This window comes from Halosimplex salinum (genome assembly GCF_003730195.1).
GTDB classification, from domain to species: domain Archaea; phylum Halobacteriota; class Halobacteria; order Halobacteriales; family Haloarculaceae; genus Halosimplex; species Halosimplex salinum.
In genome coordinates, this window is sequence record NZ_QWGG01000001.1 from 424,767 (window position 1) to 449,418 (window position 24,652).

Consider the following 24,652-nt stretch of genomic DNA (forward strand, 5'->3'; position numbering starts at 1 on the left):
CATGAAGCGCGTTCGCGTGCGGATCACGGCGAACGGACGGGAGGGGGATATCCACCCGATGTACGGCGTGATGACGAACGCGTCGTTCGTCGAGCGGGGAACGGCGCTCCAGTGGAACTTCACCGGCGACGCGCTGGGGATCCTCCACTACGTCGAGGGCGACGCCGACGCCTTCGCCGCCGCCGCCGAGGAGTTCGACGTCGTCGTCGGCTACGATATCGAGCCCGCGGGCGAGGGGTCGTTCTACGCCTACGTTCGCGACGCGACGACCGAGCCGCTCCGGGACATGTTCGGGCCGATCACCAGCGGCGGGCTGGTCGTCGTCCCGCCGATCGTCTACGGCGCCGACGGCGACGTGACCCTCTCGATATTCGGTCCCGAGGCGGAGATCCAGGCCGCGGTCGAGCAGGTCCCCGACCCCGTCGACGTGACTGTCGAGGCGGTCGGCGGCCTCGCGGCGAGCCGGGCCGCCCCGACGGCGAGGCTCACAGACCGCCAGCGCGAGGCCGTCGACGCCGCGCTCGACCTCGGGTACTACGACGTGCCCCGGACCGCGAGCCACGAGGCGGTCGCCGACGTCCTCGACTGTGCGCCCAGCACCGCGGCCGAACACCTCCGCAAGGCCGAGTCGACGCTCCTGCACGGGGTCATGCGCGCCGAGTGAGCGAACGGTGACGGACGGTCTCGGCGGGCCTTTCCTTTGCCGGCAGACGGCTCTCGTACGGGACGGCGAAACTGTCTGGCATGGCGAGCGCACCGTCGATTCAGGACGTCGAACAGACGGAGAACTACTACCACGTCCGCTACCGCGACCCCGACGACTTCGACGAGATCCGGACGCCCGACTGGGCGGAGAACGTCGCCGGTTCCGTCGTCGATGGCGCCGAAGTCCGCACCGGCGACGAACACGGCAACGAGAACTGGACGGTCCAGAGCGTGCTCGTCCCGGTCGAGGCCGTCGCGGGCGACGCCGAAGCGCGCGACACCGCCGATCAGATCGTCGACAAGATGGAGTCCTGACGCGTCTGCCGTCCGCGAGCGCTCAGTCCTCGGGGTTCACGTCGGTGACCTTGCCGACGCCCTTCGACTGGCCCTCGCGGAAGACGAACCGCTGGCCCTCCTCGACCATGTACGCCCGGAACTTGAACCGGACGCGAGTCGTCCCGGAGTCGCCGGGGAGGAGTCGGCCGTCGTCGGGGTAGAACGCCGCCGCTTCGCTGACCGTCTCGAGGTGGACCACGGGCTCGTACCCCTCGCCGATGCGGGTGGGGTGGTTGAGCACCATCACCTCGGCCTCGAACTCGCGGACCGGGTCGGGGTCGGCGTCGCGCGGCAGGAGGACCATCCCTCGCTCCACGTCGGCCTCGCGGACGCCCTTGAGCGCGATGCCGACGATGCGGCCCGCCTTGGCGCGGTCGACCCGGTGGTAGTGCATCTCGATAGAGCGCACTTCGACCTCGCGGAAGCTCCCGTCCTGCATCGGGCCGAGGAGGAGTTCGTCGCCGGCCTCGACGCGACCGGAGCGAATAGTACCGGAAGCGACGGCGCCGACGCCGGTCACCTTGTACGAGCGATCGACGTACATCGTGAACTGGTCGTCCTCCGGGCCGGCGGTCTTGGGCAGTCGCTCCAGCAGTTCGTCGAGGGCGTCCATTCCGTCCATCGTGACGGCGCTGGTCGCGAGGACCGGGACGACGGTGTCGTCTATCTCCTCGACGGCCGCGCCGACGCCGTGGCGAGCGACGGACAGCGGCGTCTTCTCGACCTCGCGGAGCAGGCGCTCGACCTCCCGTTCGACCTCCTCGACGCGTTCGTCGTCGACGACGTCGGCCTTCGTGATGACGACCATCGTCGGCAGGTCGGTGGCGAGCAGGATGCCGAGGTGCTCGCGGGTCGTCTTCGTCGGGCCGTCGTCCGCGGCCACGGTGAGGAGGCCGTAGTCGAGTTTCTGGCCGACGAGGCCGCGGATGGTCGTGCGCAGCCACGGCTCGTGGCCGACAGTGTCGACGAAGGAGACGAGGCGGTCGGCCTCCTCGACGACGCGCGCGCGGTCGGACTTGCGGTCGGGGTTGTCCATTCGGACCGGGCCGTCGTCGTCGAAGCCGTAGACGCCGTAGGACAGGTCGGCGGAGAGGCCGCGCTCGACCTCGTGGGGCTGGACGTCGAGATACGAGCGGGTGCCGCCCTCGCCGTCGTCGGGCTGGCCGGTGACGAGCGAGCCCACGAGCGTGGACTTGCCGTGGTCGACGTGGCCGGCGGTGCCGACGACGATGTGCTCGTCGTCTTCGAGGACGGCGCCCTCTCGAACGATGGCGACGCCCACGATGCCCTTGGCGGGCGCGTCGGAGCCGGTGCGGCGGCCGTCTTTCGGTTCGGCGCGGCCGTCGGCGTCGACGCCCCACGTCTCGACGTTCTCGATGTGGGCGTCGGCTTCCTCGGCCAGCAGGCTCAGTACGTCCATCGACTCGGTGAACTCGTCGGGCGCGATGCCGGCGATGCCGCCGTCGTCGGTGACGCCGACAACGTAGGTCGCCTCGCCGTCGCCGGAGAGGACGCGGTGTCGGAGCTGGGCGGCAAGGCTCTCTCGACGGCCGTCGGCGAGGTGGAGGTCTTTGCTGAGCCGCTCTTTGAACTCGACGCTGCCGCCCTCGCGCTCACCGCGCTCGATGGCGCGTTCGAGGACGGCCCGGTCGGGGCTCATGAGGGCCGGTAACGGGGGACAGTACAAAAGCCTTCTCCGGGTTTGTGCCGGGAACACGTCGGTAGCGCTCCCGAACGCTCCGGAGGCGTCCGGAACGCTCGTGAGCGGTCGGTGGCGGGCGCCGGAACGGACCCGTCAGTCCCGACCCGACCGGATCCGTTCGACCGCTTCGAGGAACCCCTCGCCGAACGCCTCGTCGAGGACCACGTCGGCCGTCTCGCGGGCCGGTTCGTCGGCGTTCGCGACGGCGTAGGACCGGCCGACCGCTTCGAACGTCGAGACGTCGTTGATCGAGTCGCCGACCGCGACGAACGCCTCGGGGTCGCGGTCGAGTCGCTCGGCGACTTCCGCCAGCGCCCGCCCTTTGCTCACGTCCGGCGACTTGACGTGGTAGGCGAAGCCGGTGTCGACGACTTCGAGGCCGTGGTCGGCGGCGATCCGCTGGAGCGGTTCGAGCGGGGCGTCGCGATTCACGGCCACCTCGGTCTCGCGCCAGCGGTTGATCAGGTCGTGATCACCCCAGCCGAGGTCGTGTCCGACCGCGACGTACTCGTCGACGACCGACTGGGCGGCCGCGCGGTCGCCGAGGAAGAGCAGGTCGTCGGTCGCGTGGACGAACGCGACGCCGCCGTTCTCGGCGACGACGGTCCGTTCGAGGCCAGCGAACTCGCAGAGCGCGACCGGGTAGGGGAGCGCCTTCCCGGTGGCGAGGACGACCGGGGCGTCCCACTCGCGCAGGACGGTGAGGACGGGCGGGTAGACCGCCCGGTGTTCGTCGGTGAGCGTCCCGTCGATGTCGACGGCGAGTGGCGGTGTCACTGGTCGGTCGTCGGCGTTCCGCGGGCAAAAACATGGGTGACTCCGCCAGCAGAACTTCGTTCGGCGACCGCTCGACACGATGGGCGGATGTACCGCTTCGATAGAGGAGTCAGCGATCGAGTGTGTCTTCGACGATTCCCTCGACCTGCTTTAAAATCGCGTAGACAGCGAGAAACAGGGCGAGGACCACGACCGGCAGTCCGAGTGCGCCCCAGGTGAGGCTAACTACCGCGACGAGATAGAGCACTACTAACTGGAGAAACAGGTACGCAGACCTTCGAGGGATCCCGGAGACGTCGAATCTCTCCTCTGTCGAAGTCATACCTGAACGACATTACGCCCGCATATACGTGCTGTGACCCGAGCGGAATATTGGCAGCAGAATTGCGCACTGAGCGGAATCTTCGCAGCAGAACTGCACAGGGTGGCTCTCAGTCCGTCAGTCGCTCGTAGGCCGAGTTGACCTTCTTGAACGCCTCCTCGTCGCCCGTCGAGGAGTCGGGGTGGACCTCCTTGACCTTCTCGCGGTAGGCCGCCTTGATAGCGTCCTCGTCGGCACTGGGGTCGAGCCCGAGCGTCTCGTAGGCCTCGGCCGCCGTCGGACCGCTCCGCTGGGCGGCCGCGGCGGCGCGCTGTCGACGTTGCCCGCCGCGGTCGGCCCGGGCCCGCCGTCGCCCGCCGCCCACCCGCTGTCCCTGGGTCGCCCTGGCGCGCCGTCGCGCGTCCTCGTCGCGCGGCGGCTCCCAGTCCTCGCGGGGACCGGCGCCGAAGCCGCCGCGCTCGTTCCGGCCGCCGCGGGTGGCGCCGCCGCGGCCGGGTTCGGCCTGGGCCTCCACGCCGCGGTAGAGGCGCTGTGCGAACCGGCCGGAGGCGTGGTACCACATGAAGTAGGCGACGGCGCCGAACAGCGCGGCGACGAGGAGGAAGCCGAGGTTGTAGACGAATCCGAAGATACCGAAGAGGGCGGCCGTGGCCGCGAAGACGACGGCGAGCGCCGTGACGAGACGGGAACCGTACACGTTCGCGCCTTGGAGGTGGACCCCCCTAAACGTCTCGGACGCACCAGCGGTTCCGGGACCGTCCGGCGGCGGGGCCGAGGAGTCACCGGAGCGCGTAGAGCACGCCGTCCTCGCCGCCGGTGAGGGCGAGGCCGCCACCGATCACCAGATCCGTGAGTTCGGTGCCGTTCTCGAAGGCCCAGCGCCCCGCTCCGCCCTCGACGTCGACGGCGAACTTGTACTGGTTTCGCACGTCGGCGTCGTGGTACGCGTCGAGGTACAGCGTCCCGTCGGCGACGCCGGCCGCGGAGACGCCGCCCTGGGCCGGTTCGGGCGTGAACGTCCACGCCTCCGACCCGTCCTCACTGGCGTACGCCGTGAGAGTGTTACCGCCGGCGAAGAGGCGCCCATCCGTTAGACTCGCATCCGTGAGGAATCCCGGCGTCTCGTCCTCCCAGCGGACCGTGCCCTCGGAGGGGTCCAGCGCCGCAGTGCGAGCGCCGCCGGCGAACAGGTCGCGGTCGGCCGCGACCGTCGAGGTCACGTCCCACGAGTCGAAGCGCCACCGCTCCTCGCCCGAGTCGGGGTCGAACCCCAGGAGCACGCTGTAGCGGTCGCTCTCCTCGGCGTCGACGGCCTGCACGACCGTCCCGTCGACGACCGCGAGCGTCCCGTAGCGGTCCTCCGTCTCGACCGCCCATCGCTGGCGGCCGTCCCCTCGATCGAAGCCGTACGTCCGGCCGGTCGCGGAGACGAACAGCGCGTCGTCGGTGACGACGGCCTCGCGCGGGTCGCCGATCTCGGCCGACCACTCGGTGTCGCCCGCGGCGAGCGTGAGGGCGTACAGCGTCTCGCCGGACGCCGAGAGCGCGTCGTCGGCGGTGGCGACGTAGGCCGTGCCGTCCGCCGTCCCGAGGATCTCGAGCCACCAGCTCGTCGGGCTGAACGTCCACCGCTCCTCGCCCGAGGCCGCGTCGACGCCGTGGAGGACGTGCCCCGACGAGAGTTCGTTCGTCCCCGTCAGCGCCAGCAGGACGTCCTCGGCGAGCGTCAGGTCCTGCACCGGCGACGACGCCTCGAACGTCCAGCCGACCACTCCGCTGTCGTCGAACGCGCGGACGGTCCCACTCTCGGACCCCGCGAATACGCGGTCGGCCCCGACGACTGGGTCGGCCGTCACGGCGGCGTCGAACCCCCGGCGCCACGCGAGGGCGGCGGATTCGGATGGCGGCGTCTCCGTCGGCGTGTCGGTCGGCGGGTCCGTGGCGGTCGGTGTGGAATCGGTCGAAGTCGACGTGGCTGTCTGGGTCGCGGTCGGCGTTCCGGCCGGTCCGGCCGTCGGTGTCGTCCCTGTGGAAGTGGTGTCGGTCTCGCGGGATTCGTCGCCGAGACAACCGGCCGATCCGACCGCACTCGCGGCGACGGCGGCCAGGAACGTCCGGCGGGAGGGGCTGTTCATACTGCCGACATCTCCAAAGCGCGGCAAGTGTCTTGTGCTGCCGATCGGGGGGCCACCAAACCCCTAAACGCGTCGGGGCCCAACCGGGAATATGAGCGTCTCAGGGCTCTGTGAGGTCTGTCAGCGACCGGACGTGGACCACACCTGCGACCGCTGTGGTAACCTCGTGTGTGACCGCCACTTCGACACCGAACTGGGCGTCTGTAGCGAGTGCGTCGCGGAGGTCCGGGGCGGCGACCCGTCCGACCCGACCGGCACGCCCGACGACTCGTCCGAGGACCTGCCGGACGGCGTCGACACCTACGAGTACTGAGCGGTGACGACGGCAGGGACCGGGTCAGTTCTCCGCTCCGGTCCCGAGCAACACTTCCGTGTACTCGCCGAGAGCGCGGGCGGCGAAGTTGCACACGTGCAGGGAGACGACGGCGAGGAGGACGCCGCCGGCGGAGAGCGCGAGCGCGACGGGGAGGGTGTCGACGGTCGTCGGCCCCAGCTGGTAGGCGATCTCCGGGTGGCTGTACAGCAGGGGAGCGAGCGCGAACGACGCCGAGAGCGTGCCCAGCACGGTCAGGCCGACGAACGCGGCCAGCCCGACGACGAACTTCGAGAGCAGGTAGCCGACGGCGAGGTAGCTCCGCGGGTCGGTCGCCAGTCGCGTCGCGTACTCGACGAGCGTCTCGTCGGTCGGGTTCGGCGTCTCGTAGGTCACGTCGCTGTCGAGCAGGCCGCGAGCGAGGCGCGTCTCCAGTTCCGCGAGGTTGACGGCGACCGCCAGCACCGCGACGAGCAGCGGGATCCCGACGAGGATCGGTATCATCGCGATCCCGGCCGAACCGCCGCCCCACAGCATCGTGAAGTAGAGCACGCCGAGCGGGAACGTCAGCAGCAGGTAGGTCAGGTTCCGGTACGTCTGCGGGTCGACCGCGACGCCGAAGAAGCGTCCCAGGGCCGAACTGATACTCGTCGTCATCACGGTCGAACGGAGGAGTCCCACGACCCTATAAAAAGGCCCACGACTTCCGGCGGAGAACGCCTCCCCTAGCCTTATATATCGGCTTCCGATCGGTGTCGGTTCAGCCGCTTCTTCAGCCGTTTCGCGGCCTGCCCGGCGGCGTCGGCGAAGCCCTCGCCCTGGTCTTCCCCGGCGAAGATGATGCCGCGCGAGGAGTTGACGAGGCCGACGCCGTCCGCGAGGCCGTACTCGACGGCGGCCTCGGCGTCGCCGCCCTGCGCGCCGACGCCGGGGACGAGGAACGGCATGTCCGGGACGATGTCCCTGACTTCCTCCAGTTCCTCGGGGGCCGTCGCGCCGACGACGAGGCCGACGTTGTCGTTCCCGTTCCAGAGGTCGGCGAGCGCGGCGACCCGTTCGTAGAGCGGTTCGCCGGTCTCCAGTTCGAGGTTCTGGAGGTCCGCGCCGCCGGGGTTGGAGGTGCGACAGAGGACGATAACGCCCTTGTCCGGGCGCGAGAGGAACGGTTCGAGTGAGTCGCGGCCCAGGTAGGGGTTGACGGTGATGGCGTCCACGTTCATGCCGTCCTCGGAGAGGAGGTCGGCGTACTTGCGCGCGGTGTTGCCGATGTCGGCGCGTTTGGCGTCCAGCAGGACGGGCACGTCCTTCCCGTGGGCGTAGGCGACGGTCTCGCGGAGCGCCTTCCAGCCGTCGGGGTCCTCGTAGAAGGCGGCGTTGGGCTTGAACGCGGCGGCGTGTTCGTGGGTCGCGTCGATGATGCGGCGGTTGAACGCCCAGCGGGGCAGGTCGTGGTCGGCGAGGTGGTCGGGGATCCGCGCCGGGTCGGGGTCCAGCCCGACCGAGACCACGCTGTCGACGGTCGCGATCCGGTCGGCGAGTCGGTCGAAGAAGTTCATATCTCCTCCTCGCCGAGTCCGGTAAACAAGGTTCCGACTCTCAGCGAGTCCGACGGCGCGGCCGGTGACGCCGATGTCATCGGGTGGCGTCGGTGTCGGCGAGCGCCTTTGTAGGTCGGCGCCGTACGGAAGCCCGTGAGAGACGACTCCGCGACGCTCGAAGCGCCCGTATCGAGTTCAGACCCGACTGACACCGTCGAGGAGGCGGTCTGATGGACGGACCCCACCAGGGTCAGCAACTCGCCACGGGCGGAACGCCCCTCGACGAGGCCGACGCGGCGATGGTCCTCGTGCACGGCCGCGGCGCGACCGCCAGCAGCATCCTCCAGATGGGCCGCCAGCTCCACCGCGACGGTCTGGCCCTGCTCGCGCCGCAGGCCGACCGCAACGCCTGGTACCCCAACTCCTTCCTCCAGCCCGTCGAGTCGAACGAACCCGGACGCTCCTCCGGCCTGCAGGCCATCGAGGACGCTGTCCAGAAAGCCAACGACGCCGGCATCCCGACCGAGCGCGTGCTGATCCTCGGCTTCTCGCAGGGCGCCTGTCTCGGTACCGAGTTCGTCGCGCGCAATCCCCGGCGGTACGGGGGATGCGTCGCCTTCTCCGGCGGGCTGATCGGCGAGACCGTCGACCCCGACGAGTTCGAAGGGTCGCTGGAGGGGACGCCCGCGTTCGTCGGCTGTAGCGACGTGGACCCGCACATCCCCGAAGAACGCGTCCATATCACGACGGAAGTGCTCGAAAAACTGGAGGCGGACGTGGAAGAGCGGATCTACGAGGGGATGGGCCACGGCGTCAACGACGACGAGATCGAGTACGTCGATGGGATGGTCGCGAACCTCGTCGACGCCTAGAGGGTCTCGGCCGCGAACCGCGTCATGACTTTCTCCTCGGCGCGCTGGAGTCGGTACTGGACCGTCGACTCGGGCGTGTCGAGCACTTCGGCGATGTCGGCGACCGTCGACTCCCGCGGGGTGCCGTAGTAGTCGGCTGCCACGGCCGCGGCGACCGTCTCGCGCTCTTCGGGAGTCAACACGCCGGCGGTCCCGTACCCGGCGTTCCAGTTCTGCGGGTCGGAGACGTGGCTGAGTTCGAGCGAGATCCCGTCGCGCAACTGCGCGTCGATGCGGTCGTACAGCGCGCCCACCGCACAGCCGTCGGGGACGAGCAGCCGCCAGACGTACTCCGCGCCCTCGCGCTCGGCCTCGATCAGGATCCCGTCGCCGACGTGGTCGACAGCGAGGTAGGGGATCGAGTGGCAGTGCTGGATCTCCTCGCGCCGGGTGAAGTAGACTCGGTGGTCCGGGTCGGCGCTCAGGACCTGATACTCGCGCGTGGAGGTACACCCCTCCACGTCCAGACACTCGTTACACGTCGACTCGTCCAGAAACAGCGGTTCGACCGCGTCCAGCGCCCCCTCCGGTCCGAGCACGTGGTCGACGCGCCACATCGACCGCTCGTTCGCGAAACACGCCGCCGTCTGCGCCCGCACCCCCGGCCGCTCCACGAACACGTCCATCAACTCGTCGGCGCCCGCATCGTAAGTGAGGACGAACTCGAACTCGCGCATACCGATCCGTGCGTTGGTTATAGCTAAACGATTTCGATCCGCTGTTCCACTACCCTCCTCTCACGGTAATATAGTACGTACGCGGAGATTCATATCTTGGTGATAGACAATCTGTCTGGCGAACTTCCGTGAGTGGATCGCTGAGAAATTCCGAGCGCGCCGGCCGGACTACTCGTTCTGTGTCTGGTCGGAAACCCGGTAGCGGTCGCCGTCGCGCGTCGCCAGGTCGAACGCGACGCTCCAGTCGAGCAGTCGCTCGGTCCGTTCGCGCCACTCGTCCGCCCAGTCGGTGTGTCGGTCCCGCTCCCAGCGAGGGACCGCTCCGCGCAGTCGGTCGAACGACTCGTCGACCGTCAGCGACCCCGCCTCGCGGAGCGCGTCGAGCAGTTCGGTCGCGCCGAACACGCGCCGCTCGAAGGCGTCGGCCAGGTCGGCCTCGTCGACTTCGACCCGGCGCCGTCGGAACCCGCGGTCGGTCTCCGCGACGAGTTCGAGGGCCTGGAGGAAGGTGAGGTACTCTCTCGCGACGTCGCGCGAGGGGGCGGCGGTCTCGTCGACCAGTCGGATACAGCAGTCCTCGACGCTCCCGGGGACGAGCGGTACCGCCCGGTGGGCCGTCGCGAGGAACTCGCGGTCACGGACCGGGGGGACGATCTTGTATCGCACGGCTCTAGAGGCCGAAGCTCTCGACGAGGCGGTCCTCGTTCACGTCGCCGAGAACGTGCGTGTCGCCGCCCATCACGTCGATGGTGACCTGTGCGGGCGCGAACACCGACTCGGGCACGTCGTAGAAGTCCCAGTCGGCGTCGTCGAATATCTCGGCGAACGGGGCGTCGTACTCGGCGGTCGCCGTCGAGGGCACCTCGTCGAAGCGGTCGAACGGTTCGTCGACGACGAGGTGGGCCTGCCCGCCGTAGGCCAGCGCGTCGTTCGTCCGGGCGATGGCGGTCTCCTCGTCGCCGGCGACCGGCGCGACCGGCGCCGACCCGGTGACCGACAGGATATCGAGCGGGTCGTAGCCCAGTTCCGACAGCCGGAACGTGGCGAGTTCGGCCGCGCGGGCGGCCATCGCGACGCTCCCGGTGAGGCTCGCCGTCGAGAACGCCTGGAGGAAGACGCCGCTCTCGGCGACGCCGGCCACCTCGGCGACGTGTTCGACCACGGCGTCGCCGGGCACTTCGTCGCTCTCGACGGTGAGGACGGCGAACTCGAAGTCGTCGCGGTAGCCGACCCGCTGGAACTCCTCCTCCTCGGCGACGAGCGAGCGGGCCGGTCCGCTGCCGAGCCCTTCGAAGCCGTCGACGCTCAGCTCCCAGCCCGCCTTCTGCGAGCAGAGCAGGGCCATCGCCGGGTGGTCCGTCGACAGTTCGACGTGTGCCAGCGGTGCGCCGCCGACCTCGTCCATCCGGGTCTGGACGGTCGCCAGGCCCGCCGTCTGTATCTCCGCGAGCATCAGTCCCGCTTCGACGCCGCCGGGGACGTCGACGCCGAAGTCGACGACCAGCGCCTCGCTGTCGAGCTGGTGGACGGCGACGTTCAGCTCGTCGGCGAAGTCCAGGGCTTCGTCGACCAGGTCCGTCGCGGTCCGGTTGAGACTCTCCATACGCAGACGTGCTCGTCCGCGGGACTTGCATCTTCGGTTCGACGCCGCCGGCTCACAGCGTGATCCCGAGCGCGACCGCCACCCCTAACACCGCGAGGACCGCCCCGGAGATCCGACCGATGAGCTGTTGGCCCTCGGTCCCCTCGTAGTCGTCGTCGGAGAACCCGAAGTACAGCACTCTGTTCTGAAGTCGTGACATCCGTGTCGGCGCGATCACCCACGCGAGGCCCAGCACGACTGCGATACTACCGGCGACGAGCCGCCACAGCACTACCATATCCGACACTCGCGAGCGCCTGCAGTGAAGAACCCCCGGTCGCGGTCGGACGGAGCGGGACCGGTTGGGCTGCGGCTGGACGGACTGGGACCGGTCGGGCCGCGGCCGGTCAGGCCGGGAACAGCGACGCTACTCTGATCGTTCACGCTTCGCCTCGCGTCCGAGCTGTTCCTCGACGGCCTCGACCTTCTCGTTGGCGGACTGCTCGACAGTCCGCTTGTCGTCGACCTTCAGGAACGTGCTCACGCGGTCGGCGTCGACGGCATCGTGGGCCGCCCCGGCCGCCGCGAACAGCTCCGCGGAGTCGTCGGCTTCGATGATCGTCCCCATCGGCGTCGTCTCGTAGCCCACGTCGAACTCGTCGAGCGCGGCGACGGCCTTCGCGACCGCTTCGGCCATGCTCCCCTCGATGACCGGTGCGACGCTGAGAAATCCGATGACTGTCATAGTCGAACCCACGACGGGCGGCGACCTAAGCCCTGCGGCGCGTCTCCGTCCGCGGTGGAGATGCGCTCGAGGGACGTCAGTCGCCGGTGACGTCCGCGACTTCCTCGTCGACGAGCGTGCGGTTGTGGAGCGCTTCGCCGGTCTCCCCGTCGAAGATGTGGATCGCGTCCTCGGGGATGTGCGCGACGACGGACTCGCCGCTCTCGATCTGTCGCATCCCACTGACGGTCGCGACGAGCGCGTTGTCGTCGCTCCACGCGTCGAACAGCAGGTAGACGGTGTTCTCGTCGCCCATCGGCTCGACGACGTCGACGGTCGCGTCGAACCGGTGGTCGCCCGCCGAGGTGTGCTCGACCTCGACGGCGCCCGGTCGGATACCGAGGACGACCTCGTCTCGGCCGGCGACGCGGTCGGCGATCTCCGGCGCGAGCGGGTACTCGAACCCCTCGCGGACGAGGGTGCCGTTCTCGTTGTCGACGTCGAGGAAGTTCATCGACGGCTCGCCGATGAACCCGGCGACGAACTGGTTGTTGGGCTCGTGGTAACACTCCAGCGGCGTGGCGACCTGCTGGAGCACCCCGCCGTCGAGGATGGCGATCCGGTCGCCCATCGTCATCGCCTCCGTCTGGTCGTGGGTGACGTACATCGTCGTCACGCCCAGGTCCTCCTGGATGCGCTGGAGCTCCGTCCGCATCTGCGAGCGGAGCTTCGCGTCGAGGTTGCTGAGCGGTTCGTCCATCAGGAACACCTCGGGGTCGCGGACGATCGCGCGACCGAGCGCGACACGCTGTTGCTGGCCGCCGGAGAGTTCGCCCGGCTTCCGGTCGAGCAGGTTGTCGATACCCATCATCGTCGCGGCCTCCTCGACGCGCTCGGCGATCTCGCTGTCGGGCATGTCGGTCGACTCCTCCAGCCCGAACGCCATGTTGTCGTGGACCGTCATGTGGGGGTACAGCGCGTAGGACTGGAACACCATCGCGATGTCCCGGTCCTGGGGCTTCACGTCGTTGATGACGTGGTCGTCGAGCCGGATCTGCCCGCTGGTCACCGTCTCGAGGCCGGCGACCATCCGCAGGGTCGTCGACTTCCCACAGCCCGACGGCCCGACGACGACGAGGAACTCGCCGTCCGGGATGTCGATCGACACGCCGTCGACCGCGACAATCTCGTCCTTGCCGTCCTGGAATACCTTCGTCAGATCGTCTAGTTCGAGTTGAGCCATATCATGTCCTCCGTTCGGTCGTGGATTCGCGTGCTGTGCCGGCCGAGCCGAGGGGTGGCATCACGACGCCACCCCCTCGGCGAACTCCTCGCCGAACGCGACGTAGACGGCCAGTGTCGGCAGTGCGGCGATGAACGCTCCCGCCATCCTGAGCGGGAAGTCCTGCCCCTCCATCGACTGTCCGAGGCCCGCGAGTATCAACACCACGGGCGCGGCGGGGCTGGCCGACGAGGAGATGAGGATGAGCGCGAACAGCAGGTCGTTCCAGATCTGCGTGAACTGGTAGATGAGGACGACCGCGAACATCGGCGTCGACAGCGGGAGGACGATGCGGCGGTACACCCCGCGCATCGTCGCGCCGTCGAGTCGCGCCGACTCGATCATCTCCTCGCTCATGTTCTTGTAGTACGACCGGAACAGCACCGTACAGATCGGGATCCCGTAGGCGACGTGCGTGACGATCATCTCGACGATGCCCGCGTAGTCGTCGTTGATCCCGAGCGCCCAGACGAACCCCAGCAGGTCGGCCACGTTGACGATGTTCGACCAGAACTGCGACAGCGGCACCAGCACCGCCTGCAGCGGGATGAAGATCCCCGCGACGAACAGCGCCAGTATCGGCGCCTTGTACCGTTCCTTCCAGGTCGCCTGCGTCAGCCCGTAGGCGGCCAGACTCCCGGCGAACGCCGAGATGATGGTCGCCGGCACGGCGTAGAGCGCGCTGCTCACGAGGCCGCGACTCAGGGCGTCGAACGCCGTCTGCCACTTCTCGGTCGTGAAGAACTGGAGCGTCTCCGGGAGGAGCGGCGGCATGTACGGGAGCGTCTCGCTGACGCCGGTCGGACTCGTCTTGATCGAGGTGACCAGCCCGGACTCGATCGGGACCATGTACACCGCGAGCAGCCCGATCAGGAACCCGTAGAGTGCGACCCGTGACGCGTCGATCCGTTCGAGCGCGCCCGGTCGGTCGGCTGCTCGGGCGTCGTCAGAGCCGTCCAGTTCGCCGTCTGTCGCTGGGGTAGACGTGTCACTCATAGATGTCCCCTCCGGTACTCGTAGACGAGGTACGGGCCGATGATGGCGAGCGCCAGCGCGAAGAGGATGATCGCGATCGCGGCGCCGTAGGCCCAGTTGAGGTTCCCGTAGGACTCGCGGACCATCTTCGTCGCGAGGATGTCCGCGCCGTTGGGCGGTCGGTACCCCGACACGAGCGAGTAGAGGAAGTCGAACGCCTTGAGCGCGAACACCATCAGGACGACCGCCGCGCTGATGGTCGCGCCCTTGAGCTGCGGGATGATCACTCGCCAGTACATCTTCAGTGTCGACGCGCCGTCGACCTGCGCGGCCTCGTAGTGCTCGGTCGGGATCGCCCGCAGTCCCGCGAGGTAGACGACCATCGCGTACCCCGAGAACTGCCACAGCAGGGCGAGGACGACCGCCCACAGCACGACCGAGGGGTTGCCGATCCAGTCGATCGGACCGGCTCCGAACACCCCGATCGCGATGTTGAGGATGCCGTTGTTGACGTTGTACATCCACAGCCAGAACTGCGCCGTCACGACGAACGAGAGGCTCATCGGGAGCAGGTAGATCGTCCGGAACGTGTTCTCGAAGCGGATGCCCCGGTCTATCAGGATCGCGAGACAGAGTCCGACGACGAGCGTCGCGACCGTGAAGGCGATCGTGAGGATGAACGTGTTCGCCGTCGCCGAGATGACGCCCGAGTCCGAGAGGGCGCGGGTGTACATCTCGAAGTCGAGGTCGCTGTAGTCCGGGCTGCCGAAGTTCGTGAAGTCGGTCAGCGAGATGAGCAGGTTCCAGACGATGGCGCCGTAGACGAACAGCCCCATCAGGAGGAACGGCGGGCCCCAGAACGGGAGCGACTCGACGAAGTCGCTGCCGAACCGGTCGTCGACGGCGTCGATCACTCGGCCCGGAGTGGACCGACGCTGGTCGGTGACGCCGCCGTCCGCTCGCACCGCCGGGTCGCCCGCTGACACGTCTCCGTCGACCGACCGGTCGCTCGCCGGTCGCTCGGACGTCTCTGCGTCCGATCGGTCGCTATCTGTGCCGCTCCGACCGAGTCGTGGTATCAGTGTCGATAAAATATCCCGCATGCGGAGTCGTCCTGTTAGTTAGAGACCGCGTCGACGAACCCGTCGGCGGCCGCCTCGGGGTCGTACGGTCCGGAGAACTCGCTGGAGACGACTTCCTCGAGCGCGGACTGCGTCTCGTCGAACACGCCCAGGCCGTGGTAGAGGTTCGGCGGCCGCTCCTCGGCGTCGGCGAAGTCCTGCTGGGTCTCCTGGAGGTAGGGACCGAACTCGCTCATGTCGACGTCCGTCCGCGTCGGGATGGACCCCTTGAGCGTGTTGAAGGCGATCTGCCCCTCCTCGCTGCCGACGAAGCGCAGCCAGTTCTTCGACGCCTCGGGCGTCGGGTTGTCCGACGGGTAGAGGAACGAGTCGAAGTGCAGCGAGTACATGCCCTCCGTGCCGGGGAACGTCTTGAAGCCCCAGTCCTCGTCGTACTCGAAGTCGTCGGCGTTGCGGAACGCGCCGGCCGCCCAGTTACCCTGGTGGATGAAGGCCGCGTCGCCGCTGATGATGTTGCTGTTGGAGGCCGTCAGGTCGATCGAGGAGGCGTCGTCGCTGATGTAGTTCTCCAGGATCGTCTGCATGTTCTCGAAGGTCGAGACCACGCTGTCGCGGTCGGGCGACCCGTCGATGAAGCTCATGTAGGCGTCGTAGCCGTGTTCGCCGAGGTACATCTCGCCGAACAGCTGCACGGTCGCCCACGGCCCGCTCATGAGGTGGGTGAACGGGACCTTGTCCGTCTCGGTCGAGACGGTGTCGAGGGCGTCGATGAACGCGCTGATGCTGTTCAGCGAGTCCGGGTCGACGCCGGCCTCCTCGACCACGGAGACGTTGTAGAACAGGCAGTTCAGCCGGTGGGAACCGACCGGCACGCCTCGATAGGCGCCGTTCTGCGTGTGGAGGTCCTGTGCCTCCTGCACGTGGGCGTCCTCGAAGCCTTCCTCCTCCCAGACGTCGTCGACGTTGCCGAGCACGCCCTCGTAGCGGGTCATCCACTTGCCCGGCCAGTTGGCGAACACGCCCGGCGGGTCGTTGTTCTGCAGTCGGTTCGCGACGACCGCGTTCAGGTTGGTGTTCGCGCCGCCGCCGACCGGGTTCCAGTCGACCTCGGTCCCGTCGTACGCTCCCTCGAACGCCTCGAGGAGGTTCTGCCCGGCGGCCTGTCCGTCGCCGCCGGTCCAGCCGTGGACGACTTCGACGGGCCCTGCGGGGGTGCTGCCGCCGTCGCCACCGTCACTGCCGTCACTACCATCGCCGCCGTCGCCGCCGTCGCCGCCGTCGCCGCCGTCGCCGCCGTCTCCGTCACCGTTGCCCGAACACCCGGCGATACCGAGCGTCGCCGCCACTGTTCCGGCCTGGACGAACCGTCGTCGAGAAATACTTCTTCGGTTCCGAGTCATGATTTAGACTCCATGCCCGCTCGTATGCAGCGGAAACATTTAATGGTAGTGTATATAACGATATAATATTATCGTTGAATGCGCAAAACTGGCGGGATAAGGGGCCTATCTGTTCGGAGTTTGAGAACTAACGAGCTGCCAGAAAATTGTACGATCGCAGTGACGAGTCCGCCGTTTCGGCGCCGGCCGGCGGCGACCGGAGTGCATACGTGAGTGGATGGTGACAGTCGAAGCAGATGGACGTCGACCGTTACGGCGCCGTCGGGTACCCGTTCGGTGGCGAGAGCGGCGAACGGCCCGTCGTCGTCGGCTGGATACTCGGGATGCTCGCTTTCATCGTGCCGGTCGTGCCCGCAGTGCCGTTCCTCGGCTATCTCGTTCGCGTCGTCGGCGCGAGTGAGCGGGGCGAACCCGCGCCGCCGCTGGGGGACGACCTGCGGGGGCTGGCCCGCGACAGCGTCGCCGCCGTGGTCGTCTCTCTGGGCTATCTCGTCGTCCCATTCCTCGCCCTGGCGGTGACTATCTACGGCGCCGTCTCGTCGAACGCCTCCGCCGACCTGGAGTTCGTCGGCGCGCTCGCGGTCTACGGCGGGTCGACGGCCGTGCTCGTCCTCTCGCTGCTGGGCGCCTACCTGCTCCCTATCGCGCTCGCGGAGGCCGCGAGCGACCGTCCGCTCCGCAGCGCCTTCGCGCGCAGTCGGGTCGTCCCGGTCGGGAAACACGCCGCGTACTTCACTCGCTGGACGGCCGGCGCGGTGGCGATGTCGATGAGCATTTCAGTCGCGAACCTCGTCGCCGCCGCCCCCCGCGTCGGGCCCGTCGTCGCCGCGCTCGTCCTCGCGTACGGCTCCGTGGTGGCCTGTCACCTCTGGGGCCGCGCCGTCGGCGTCGCGCGAGCGCGGTGACCGAACGCTCCGGGTCGCCCGGTCAGTCGTCGGCGACGCGAACCGGCTCGCCGGCCTCCGCGCTCTCGAACACCGCGTCGAGGACGCGTGCGTGGTTCACGCTCTCCTCGCGGTCGATCCGCGGCGTCTCGCCGCTCGCGACGCAGTCCGCGAAGTGCTCGACCTCCAGTCGGTAGTGGTCCGCCGGGGCGAACGTCTCGGTGACCTCGCGGCCGTCGACGCCGTAGGTCAGTGAGGTCTCGCCGGCGACGTCCACGTCGAAGGTCGGTTCGGCGCGGAGCCAGCCGTCGGTCGTCTCGACGCGGTAGTACTGCGTCAGCGGCGTCTCGAAGCCGCACTGGACGCGAGCGCTCGCGCCCGAATCGTACTCGAGGACGCCCGCCATCTCCGTGTCGACGCCGCAATCGCGTCCGTCGTGTGTTCGCGCGTACACGCGAGCGGGCTCCCCGAGGAACATGCGCGCGGCGCTGACGGCGTAGGTGCCCACGTCGAGCACGGACCCGCCGTCGAGGTCGGGGTCGAGGCGGATGTCCTCGGCGCCGTCGGCCATCCTGAACGTGAACGTCGACGTGACCGCGCGTACGTCGCCGAGTTCCTCGTCGACGACCTCGGCGGCGCGCTCGGTCAGCGGGTGGAAGCGGTACATGAACGCTTCCATCAGGGTGACGCCGCGCTCCTCGCAGTAGTCGAAGACCGCCTCCGTCTCCGCGGCGCTCCCGGTGAGGGGCTTCTCGCAGAGGACGTGCAGTCCCGCGTCGGCCGCAGCGCGGATCCACTCGGCGTGGAGGCCGTTGGGAAGCGGGATGTACACGGCGTCGAGACTGTCGTCGGCGAGCATCGACTCGTACCCCTCGTAGGCGGCGTCGACCTCGAACCGGTCGGCGAGAGCCTCGGCGGCCGCGCCGTCACGCGAGGCGACGGCCGCGACCTCGTGGTCGCTCGCGACGATGGCCGGGACGACCGACTCGGCGCCGATATTCGCCGTACTGATAATTCCGAATCGCATAGCCGAGTCGACGTACGGAGCGGCCGTAAAGACCGCGGCCCGTCTGTCCGGTCGGCCTCGACGATGCTATACTATGACATACCAGCGCACCGGCATGGGTAGTACTGACCTGTCCGAGGATCAGCGACCGACGCTGGTACGCGCGACGCGCCCGTCGGCATCGGCTCACGATAGCGAACTCCCGACCGGGAGAGTTTCCGTTGGATAGTGCTGGACCCTCTTGAACGACCGTGACTGTCGATTCTCTGCAGGCTAGTTGCCCGATTCTCAGTTCCGATTTCCAGACCGAAATGTTAAGGCGGCGTCTCAGACTGCGGTAGGATATGACCGACCGACCCGACTCGCTCCCCTGCGACGAAGACGACACGCTCTCGAAGCTCGAGACGGCGCTGAAACAGGCCAACGGCATCGACATGCGGGCAGCTATCGAAGGCGCCATCGAGGACCGCAAACGCGAGCTCCGACAGAACGCGGACTGAATCACCCACCCCCCGGTTCGTGATTCCGGGTAGCGCCACGGCGAGGAAAGTCATCGGACCGTCGACTCGCGATTTCTATTCACGATCGGTTAGCCGAACACGCCGACCGAGCCGTCACCGAACGCGACGAGAGTCGTGATCCCTATCGCGAGCATCAGGAGACCGAGCGCGACCACGAACACCGCACCGCCCAGGTTGGCGACGCGATACGCCAGCGAATGGGCCCGGTCGAAATCCTCCCTGTCGGAGAGACGGACGAGGCCGAGGGCGAAGGTGAACGTCGCACCGAGTGCACCCACTCCGAAGGCTGCTGACCCGCCGAGTACCAGTCCGGCCACGACCGCGAGACTCCCGATCAGTCCCAGACCGAAGCCGACGGCGTAGACCTGCTTCGCTGCTACCCTCACACTGAGCCGACACTACACTCACGGCCCGAATATGTCTGTCGGCCATGCGTCGTGCCGGATCGAGCGTTCGGTGAGCCCTCGGAGTCGAATCGCGGAAGAAGTGCGACGGGCGAGATTTGAACTACGCCCGAGAACCTGCGCCTCCGGCGCAGAACCTCGGTCTACTTCGAATCTCGGAGCGAATTTGCCACAACTCGGTGTGACGCGGAGACGAGACTCCGCGTCGTCGAGTTGTGGAAAAGTGCGACGGGCGAGATTTGAACTACGTCCAGACGTGCTCGCTCACTCCGTTCGCTGCGCGCGACTGGCATTCTTCAAATCTCTCTCCCGCACACATCCGCTCACGGTAGCGAGCGACACGCAACGCGGTCGCTCGCGGAGTAGTTCGCGGAAGAAGTGCGACGGGCGAGATTTGAACCACGCCCGAGAACCTGCGCCTCCGGCGCAGAACCTCGGTCTACTTCAAATCTCGGAGCGAATTTACCACAACTCGGTGTGACGCGGAGACGAGACTCCGCGTCGTCGAGTTGTGGAAAAGTGCGACGGGCGAGATTTGAACTCGCGTTAGGACCGTGGCAGGGTCCTGTGATACCACTACACCACCGTCGCATGCTCGCTCGGCGCCTGCCGGGGTCACCGGCGCGCCTACAGTAATATCGACTGGCGGAAAGGGATAAAAGACTTCCGAAACAGTCGAAGGGGCGGCCGTGACGACCGCGCCCCCTGTCGATTTGATTCGCCGATCGCTATCACGTCCCACCCCCTCGGCTCGACCGAAACGCCCAGCCCCAGTACTCGACGACCGTCCGTTCCTGATCAGGACCCGGTCGGTGACGAAGGACTCCGCGGACTCGTGCGCGAGACCCGCGTGCGGGGGCGGCATCGTGGTCACCACTATTTTCCGGCTGGCGGGCGGCAGTCGTACGCGATATGCCCGGCGACCCGATCATGTGTCCCGTCTGTGGATGGACCGGCCAGCCGAACAAACTCGACGCCGGAGAGGGCCGCGGTGCCTGCCCGGTCTGTGACGAACCGATCCCGTCTCACGACTGACGATCGGTGCGTCCGCCCGCGATCCCGAGTACCGTCGACCGCTTCGCGCGCGAGCGGTGTCGGTGTCCGGGTACCAGCTGGAAACCTACCCGCGAGTATCACGTCGCTTCGGACGGTGTATGTGTGAACGATGGCCATGTGAAGGCCTCTCCTCCGCGCGTGTGAAGCGCGCTTTTTTTAAGGGTGGGCTGGGGATGTATCGCTACAGTCTAGTGGCGCGGCGTGGAAGCGTCACGGCATGACCACCAGTGTGCTCGTGCCGGCATCCCTCACCCGGGAAGCCGAGGACAAACGCGAGGCGACTCGCAAGATCGGTTACGTGGCCCGCGCGGCCACGGTCTTCCGGGTGGACCGCCTGACGGTCTACGACGACCCAGACGGGGTCGAAAAGAGAGGTGCCGGGTTCGTCAAAACGGTGTTGCAGTACGCCGCCACACCCCCCTACCTCCGAAAGGAGGTATGGGACAGGCGGGACGAACTGGAGTACGCTGGGGTCCTGCCGGCGCTCCGCGTCCGTTCACGGACCGGCTCCGGTTCTGACGAATCGGGGTCGTTAAGACAGGGAATCGTGACCGAGGTCGGTGCTGATGGACGCGTACGGGTCAATTGCGGCCTGCAACACCCAGTCTCCCTCCCCGTCCCTTCCGATATGGAGGTGGGTGAGGGGGAGCGCGTCTCCGTCAGGGTCTCTTCGCGACGACCGGTTCGGGCGAAACTCGTCGACGAGCCCGCGGCAGGGTTCGTCGTCGACGCCGCGAACCTACACGACGCACTCGCGCGGCCCGACGCCGGGCTGACCATCGCAGCCTCTCGCTACGGCGAGGAGCTGACCGTCACGAAGCTCGACCAGCTGGTCGAACGGCTTCGTGGCGGGACAGATGGCGGCGACGGGGCGGGCGGATCCGACGACACTGACGCACCCCTCGACGAGGCGGCCGACGACGACCACCTGACGGTGGCGTTCGGCGCGCCGGAGCGGGGGCTGCCCGCTATCCTCGACGAGGACCCGAACACCGTCGCGGCGGAGACAGGCGACGAAAGGTTCGACCTCTGGCTGAATACGGTTCCAGACCAGGGAAGCGAGGTCGTGCGAACGGAAGAAGCGGTGTTCGCCACGCTCGCTCCCCTCAGGCTGACGAGGTAAGACAAATGCCAGGAAAGCACAGACCACGCAAAGGCTCGCTGGGCTTCGGCCCGCGTACGCGAGCGGCTAGTGAGACTCCGCGCTTCAACACGTGGCCCGACGACGAGGGCCAGCCGGGTCTCCAGGGCTTCGCCGGATACAAGGCCGGCATGACACACGTCGTGCTGATCAACGACGAGCCCGACTCCCCCCGAGAGGGGATGGAGACGACCGTCCCGGTGACGGTCGTCGAGACGCCGCCGATGCGCGCGGTCGCACTCCGAGCCTACGAAGACACGCCGTACGGCCAGCGTCCCCTCACGGAAGTGTGGGCCGACGAGTTCCACGGGGAGCTCGACCGCGCCCTCGACGTCCCGGAGGAGCACGACGCTGACGCCGCAGAGGAACAGATCCGCGAAGCACACGACGCCGGCGACCTCGGAGACGTGCGCGTCATCACGCACACCGTCCCGAGCGACGTCCCCGGCGTCCCGCGCAAGAAACCCGACGTCATGGAGACCCGGGTCGGCGGCGGCTCGCTCGGCGAGCGCCTCGACTTCGGGCTCGACCTCGTCGCCGACGGCGGCGAGCACTCGATGACCGACGTGTTCCGCGCCGGCGAGTACGCCGACGTGGCCGCGGTCACCAAGGGGAAAGGGACGCAGGGTCCCGTCAAGCGCTGGGGCGTCCAGAAGCGGAAAGGCAAACACGCCCGCCAGGGCTGGCGCCGCCGCATCGGGAACCTCGGTCCGTGGAACCCCTCGCGTGTGCGCTCGACGGTCCCCCAGCAGGGGCAGACCGGCTACCACCAGCGCACCGAACTGAACAAGCGACTCATCGACATCGGCGAGGGGTCGGAGCCGACCGTCGAGGGCGGCTTCGTCAACTACGGCGAGGTCGACGGGCCGTACACGCTCGTCAAGGGCTCGGTGCCCGGCCCGGACCAGCGCGTCGTGCGCCTCCGGCCGGCCGTCCGACCCGGTGACCAGCCCCGTCTGGACCCCGAGGTTCGCTACGTCTCGAACCAGTCCAACCAGGGCGGTCGCGGGCGTGCCGCGACATCACAGGAGGACTAACGCATGGAAACAACAGTACTCGACCTGGACGGCGACGACGCCGGGGGCATCGACCTCCCCGACGTCTTCGAGACGGAGTACCGACCGGACGTCGTCCGGCGGGCCGTCGTCGCCGCGCAGGCCAACCGCAAGCAGGACTACGGTAGCGACGACTACGCGGGGCTCCGCACGCCCGCCGAGTCCCAGGGCAGTGGCCGCGGCATGGCTCACGTCCCCCGGGAGAACGGCCAGGGCGCGCGCGTCCCGCAGACCGTCGGCGGTCGCCGTGCGCACCCGCCGAAAGCGGAGAAGGACCGCGGGCTCGACCTCAACACGAAAGAGAAGAAGCTCGCCGTCCGCTCGGCCATCGCGGCCACGACGGACGAGGAGGTCGTGCGCGAGCGCGGCCACGAGTTCGCGGACGACGTCGTGCTCCCGCTGGTCGTCTCCGACGACTTCGAGGACCTCGTGAAGACCCAGGAGGTCGTCGACGTGCTGGAGACGCTCGGCATCGACGACGACGTCGAACGCGCCGAGGAGGCGACGGTTCGCGCCGGTCGCGGGACGACCCGCGGTCGGAAGTACAACCGCGCCACCTCCGTGCTCTTCGTGACGAGCGAGGAGCCGTCGAAGGCAGCCCGCAACCTCGCGGGCGCCGACGTGACGACCGCACGCGAGGTCAACGCGGAGGACCTGGCGCCCGGCGGCGAAGCCGGTCGCCTCACGGTCTGGACCGAGTCCGCCGTCGAGGAGGTGTCCGATCGATGAACTCGATCATCAAGCACCCGACGATGACGGAGAAGGCGATGGACGACCTGGACTTCCAGAACAAGCTCCAGTTCGTCGTCGCCGGTGACGCGAGCAAGCCGGAGATCGCCGACGCCGTCTCCGAGCAGTTCGACGTGACCGTCGTCGACGTGACGACGCAGGTCAAGCCGAACGGCGAGAAGAAGGCGTACGTCAAACTCTCCGAAGACGACGAGGCCGAGGACGTGGCCTCGAGGATCGGGGTGTTCTAACGATGGGACGACGAATTCAGGGACAACGGCGCGGTCGCGGGACATCGACGTTCCGAGCGCCGTCGCACCGTTACAAGGCAGAGCTCTCGCACCGGAAGGTCGAAGACGGCGACGTGATCGACGGGACCGTCGTGGACATCGAACACGACCCGGCCCGCTCGGCGCCGATCGCGGCCATCGAGTTCGAGGACGGCGACCAGCGCCTCGTCCTCGCCCCCGAGGGCGTGGGCGTCGGCGACCGCATCCAGGTCGGCGTCAGCGCAGAGATCGCGCCCGGGAACACGCTCCCGCTCGCGGAGATCCCGGAAGGGATCCCGGTGTGCAACGTCGAGGCCAACCCCGGCGACGGCGGGAAGTTCGCCCGCGCGTCCGGTGTCAACGCCCAGCTGCTCACCCACGACCGCAAGGTCGCGGTCGTGAAGCTGCCCTCGGGCGAGATGAAGCGTCTCGACCCCGAGTGCCGGGCGACGATCGGCGTGGTGGCCGGCGGTGGCCGCACGGAGAAGCCGATGGTCAAGGCCGGCAACATGCACCACAAGATGAAAGCGCGAGGGTCCAAGTACCCGACCGTTCGTGGTGTCGCGATGAACGCTGTCGACCACCCCTTCGGTGGCGGTGGGCGCCAGCACCCCGGCAAACCGAAATCCGTCTCGCGGAACGCTCCGCCGGGCCGGAAGGTCGGGGACATCTCCTCGCGCCGTACGGGCCGAGGTGGTAACTAATGAGTTCGGAATACCAGATCGGCCACGAAGGTGAGTTCACCTACCGTGGTCACACGCTCGACGAGCTGCAGGACATGAGCCTGGAGGACGTCGCGGAACTGCTCCCCGCTCGACAGCGGCGAAGTATCAAGCGCGGGCTCTCGGTCGAGAAGCAGAAGCTGCTCGACGAGGCGCGCGAAGCAGACGAGGAGGAGACGGCCAACGACCCGATCCGGACGCACCTGCGGGACATGCCGATCGTCCCGGAGATGGTCGGGATCACGTTCGCCGTCTACACCGGTCAGAGCTTCGAGCGCGTCGCGGTCGAGCCGGAGATGCTCGGTCACTACCTGGGCGAGTTCCAGCTGACACGCACGTCGGTCGAACACGGCCAGGCCGGTATCGGGGCCACGCGCTCCTCGAAGTTCGTACCGCTCAAATAA

The 24,652-nt window shown here is 68.2% G+C and carries 31 protein-coding genes and 1 tRNA gene; 13 read left to right on the plus strand and 19 right to left on the minus strand.

Going from position 1 to position 24,652, the window contains the following annotated elements; translation table 11 throughout:
• Window position 1 precedes the first annotated feature (1 nt).
• Window positions 2-664 carry a helix-turn-helix domain-containing protein gene (locus tag D1409_RS02085; RefSeq protein WP_123533551.1) on the plus strand — a complete coding sequence of 221 codons (663 nt, stop codon included), beginning with the start codon at window positions 2-4 and terminating at the stop codon, window positions 662-664.
• Between the two features lie 80 nt (window positions 665-744).
• Window positions 745-1,020: a hypothetical protein gene (locus D1409_RS02090; RefSeq protein ID WP_123533553.1), complete on the plus strand. Its 276-nt coding sequence runs from the start codon at window positions 745-747 to the stop codon at window positions 1,018-1,020.
• A 22-nt stretch (window positions 1,021-1,042) separates the two neighbouring features.
• Here D1409_RS02090 and D1409_RS02095 read toward each other — a convergent pair whose 3' ends face one another.
• The 5 genes from D1409_RS02095 to D1409_RS02115 form a co-directional block, all read right to left on the minus strand.
• The gene (locus D1409_RS02095; protein WP_123533555.1) at window positions 1,043-2,701 is read right to left on the minus strand and encodes a GTPBP1 family GTP-binding protein; all 1,659 of its coding nucleotides are present in this window, start codon (window positions 2,699-2,701) and stop codon (window positions 1,043-1,045) included.
• Between the two features lie 135 nt (window positions 2,702-2,836).
• Window positions 2,837-3,520 carry a phosphoglycolate phosphatase gene (locus D1409_RS02100; RefSeq protein ID WP_123533558.1) on the minus strand — a complete coding sequence of 228 codons (684 nt, stop codon included), beginning with the start codon at window positions 3,518-3,520 and terminating at the stop codon, window positions 2,837-2,839.
• A 109-nt stretch (window positions 3,521-3,629) separates the two neighbouring features.
• Window positions 3,630-3,842 (minus strand): hypothetical protein, encoded by a 213-nt coding sequence (locus D1409_RS02105; RefSeq protein ID WP_123533559.1) that lies wholly within the window; start codon window positions 3,840-3,842, stop codon window positions 3,630-3,632.
• A 109-nt stretch (window positions 3,843-3,951) separates the two neighbouring features.
• Complete coding sequence (locus D1409_RS02110) at window positions 3,952-4,539, minus strand: J domain-containing protein (RefSeq protein ID WP_123533562.1); 588 nt, start codon at window positions 4,537-4,539, stop codon at window positions 3,952-3,954.
• Window positions 4,540-4,621: 82 nt separating this feature from the next.
• Window positions 4,622-5,977 carry an outer membrane protein assembly factor BamB family protein gene (locus D1409_RS02115; RefSeq protein ID WP_123533563.1) on the minus strand — a complete coding sequence of 452 codons (1,356 nt, stop codon included), beginning with the start codon at window positions 5,975-5,977 and terminating at the stop codon, window positions 4,622-4,624.
• Window positions 5,978-6,068: 91 nt separating this feature from the next.
• On the opposite strand from D1409_RS02115, the gene D1409_RS02120 reads away from it, so the two are divergent.
• Window positions 6,069-6,290 carry a hypothetical protein gene (locus tag D1409_RS02120; protein ID WP_123533566.1) on the plus strand — a complete coding sequence of 74 codons (222 nt, stop codon included), beginning with the start codon at window positions 6,069-6,071 and terminating at the stop codon, window positions 6,288-6,290.
• A gap of 24 nt (window positions 6,291-6,314) precedes the next feature.
• Here D1409_RS02120 and D1409_RS02125 read toward each other — a convergent pair whose 3' ends face one another.
• Both D1409_RS02125 and pyrF read right to left on the minus strand, forming a co-directional pair.
• Window positions 6,315-6,947, minus strand: a complete 633-nt coding sequence (locus tag D1409_RS02125) for a sensor domain-containing protein (protein ID WP_164471532.1) — start codon at window positions 6,945-6,947, stop codon at window positions 6,315-6,317.
• 74 nt (window positions 6,948-7,021) lie between these two features.
• Window positions 7,022-7,846: an orotidine-5'-phosphate decarboxylase gene (gene pyrF / locus D1409_RS02130; RefSeq protein WP_123533569.1), complete on the minus strand. Its 825-nt coding sequence runs from the start codon at window positions 7,844-7,846 to the stop codon at window positions 7,022-7,024.
• Window positions 7,847-8,058: 212 nt separating this feature from the next.
• On the opposite strand from pyrF, the gene D1409_RS02135 reads away from it, so the two are divergent.
• Window positions 8,059-8,700, plus strand: a complete 642-nt coding sequence (locus D1409_RS02135; RefSeq protein WP_123533571.1) for an alpha/beta hydrolase — start codon at window positions 8,059-8,061, stop codon at window positions 8,698-8,700.
• Here D1409_RS02135 and D1409_RS02140 read toward each other — a convergent pair.
• From D1409_RS02140 to D1409_RS02180, 9 genes are all read right to left on the minus strand, one after another.
• Window positions 8,697-9,416: a helix-turn-helix domain-containing protein gene (locus tag D1409_RS02140; protein ID WP_164471533.1), complete on the minus strand. Its 720-nt coding sequence runs from the start codon at window positions 9,414-9,416 to the stop codon at window positions 8,697-8,699. The genes D1409_RS02135 and D1409_RS02140 overlap by 4 nt on opposite strands.
• A 168-nt stretch (window positions 9,417-9,584) precedes the next feature.
• Complete coding sequence (locus tag D1409_RS02145) at window positions 9,585-10,082, minus strand: hypothetical protein (protein WP_123533575.1); 498 nt, start codon at window positions 10,080-10,082, stop codon at window positions 9,585-9,587.
• Window positions 10,083-10,086: 4 nt separating this feature from the next.
• Window positions 10,087-11,019, minus strand: a complete 933-nt coding sequence (gene mch, locus D1409_RS02150; RefSeq protein ID WP_123533577.1) for a methenyltetrahydromethanopterin cyclohydrolase — start codon at window positions 11,017-11,019, stop codon at window positions 10,087-10,089.
• 52 nt (window positions 11,020-11,071) lie between these two features.
• Entirely contained in the window at window positions 11,072-11,296 is a 225-nt protein-coding gene (locus tag D1409_RS02155; RefSeq protein WP_123533579.1) for a hypothetical protein, read from the minus strand.
• Between the two features lie 129 nt (window positions 11,297-11,425).
• Complete coding sequence (locus D1409_RS02160) at window positions 11,426-11,743, minus strand: MTH1187 family thiamine-binding protein (protein WP_123533581.1); 318 nt, start codon at window positions 11,741-11,743, stop codon at window positions 11,426-11,428.
• A 76-nt stretch (window positions 11,744-11,819) separates the two neighbouring features.
• Window positions 11,820-12,965: an ABC transporter ATP-binding protein gene (locus D1409_RS02165; protein ID WP_123533583.1), complete on the minus strand. Its 1,146-nt coding sequence runs from the start codon at window positions 12,963-12,965 to the stop codon at window positions 11,820-11,822.
• A 60-nt stretch (window positions 12,966-13,025) separates the two neighbouring features.
• Complete coding sequence (locus tag D1409_RS02170) at window positions 13,026-14,000, minus strand: carbohydrate ABC transporter permease (RefSeq protein WP_123533585.1); 975 nt, start codon at window positions 13,998-14,000, stop codon at window positions 13,026-13,028.
• Entirely contained in the window at window positions 13,997-15,082 is a 1,086-nt protein-coding gene (locus D1409_RS02175) for a carbohydrate ABC transporter permease (RefSeq protein ID WP_164471534.1), read from the minus strand. Before D1409_RS02175 ends, D1409_RS02170 begins: the two co-directional genes overlap by 4 nt.
• 14 nt (window positions 15,083-15,096) lie before the next feature.
• Window positions 15,097-16,461: an ABC transporter substrate-binding protein gene (locus tag D1409_RS02180; protein WP_123533587.1), complete on the minus strand. Its 1,365-nt coding sequence runs from the start codon at window positions 16,459-16,461 to the stop codon at window positions 15,097-15,099.
• Window positions 16,462-16,697: 236 nt separating this feature from the next.
• Between D1409_RS02180 and D1409_RS02185 the strand changes: the two genes are divergently transcribed.
• A complete protein-coding gene (locus tag D1409_RS02185) occupies window positions 16,698-17,366 on the plus strand; it encodes a DUF4013 domain-containing protein (RefSeq protein WP_123533589.1) in 669 nt (222 codons plus the stop codon).
• 22 nt (window positions 17,367-17,388) lie between these two features.
• On the opposite strand, the gene D1409_RS02190 is transcribed toward D1409_RS02185, so the two are convergent.
• Complete coding sequence (locus tag D1409_RS02190; protein ID WP_123533591.1) at window positions 17,389-18,372, minus strand: Gfo/Idh/MocA family protein; 984 nt, start codon at window positions 18,370-18,372, stop codon at window positions 17,389-17,391.
• 323 nt (window positions 18,373-18,695) lie between these two features.
• Here D1409_RS02190 and D1409_RS24245 point away from each other — a divergent pair, with 323 nt between their 5' ends.
• Window positions 18,696-18,851, plus strand: coding sequence for a hypothetical protein (locus tag D1409_RS24245; protein ID WP_164471535.1), 156 nt, complete (start codon window positions 18,696-18,698; stop codon window positions 18,849-18,851).
• Window positions 18,852-18,940: 89 nt separating this feature from the next.
• On the opposite strand, the gene D1409_RS02195 is transcribed toward D1409_RS24245, so the two are convergent.
• Window positions 18,941-19,258 (minus strand): hypothetical protein, encoded by a 318-nt coding sequence (locus D1409_RS02195; protein WP_123533594.1) that lies wholly within the window; start codon window positions 19,256-19,258, stop codon window positions 18,941-18,943.
• Window positions 19,259-19,796: 538 nt separating this feature from the next.
• Window positions 19,797-19,867 (minus strand) — tRNA-Gly (locus D1409_RS02200).
• A gap of 321 nt (window positions 19,868-20,188) precedes the next feature.
• Here D1409_RS02200 and D1409_RS25515 point away from each other — a divergent pair.
• The 7 genes from D1409_RS25515 (at window position 20,189) to D1409_RS02230 (ending at window position 24,652) form a co-directional block, all read left to right on the plus strand.
• Window positions 20,189-20,311, plus strand: coding sequence for a hypothetical protein (locus tag D1409_RS25515; RefSeq protein ID WP_268895803.1), 123 nt, complete (start codon window positions 20,189-20,191; stop codon window positions 20,309-20,311).
• A 238-nt stretch (window positions 20,312-20,549) separates the two neighbouring features.
• The gene (locus tag D1409_RS02205; RefSeq protein ID WP_123533596.1) at window positions 20,550-21,455 is read left to right on the plus strand and encodes a putative RNA uridine N3 methyltransferase; all 906 of its coding nucleotides are present in this window, start codon (window positions 20,550-20,552) and stop codon (window positions 21,453-21,455) included.
• 5 nt (window positions 21,456-21,460) lie between these two features.
• Complete coding sequence (gene rpl3p / locus D1409_RS02210) at window positions 21,461-22,510, plus strand: 50S ribosomal protein L3 (RefSeq protein WP_123533598.1); 1,050 nt, start codon at window positions 21,461-21,463, stop codon at window positions 22,508-22,510.
• Between the two features lie 3 nt (window positions 22,511-22,513).
• Window positions 22,514-23,257, plus strand: a complete 744-nt coding sequence (gene rpl4p / locus D1409_RS02215; protein WP_123533600.1) for a 50S ribosomal protein L4 — start codon at window positions 22,514-22,516, stop codon at window positions 23,255-23,257.
• The gene (locus D1409_RS02220) at window positions 23,254-23,508 is read left to right on the plus strand and encodes a 50S ribosomal protein L23 (RefSeq protein WP_123533603.1); all 255 of its coding nucleotides are present in this window, start codon (window positions 23,254-23,256) and stop codon (window positions 23,506-23,508) included. Before rpl4p ends, D1409_RS02220 begins: the two co-directional genes overlap by 4 nt.
• A 2-nt stretch (window positions 23,509-23,510) precedes the next feature.
• Complete coding sequence (locus tag D1409_RS02225) at window positions 23,511-24,230, plus strand: 50S ribosomal protein L2 (RefSeq protein WP_123533605.1); 720 nt, start codon at window positions 23,511-23,513, stop codon at window positions 24,228-24,230.
• Window positions 24,230-24,652, plus strand: coding sequence for a 30S ribosomal protein S19 (locus D1409_RS02230; RefSeq protein ID WP_123533606.1), 423 nt, complete (start codon window positions 24,230-24,232; stop codon window positions 24,650-24,652). The genes D1409_RS02225 and D1409_RS02230 overlap by 1 nt, the downstream gene beginning before the upstream one ends.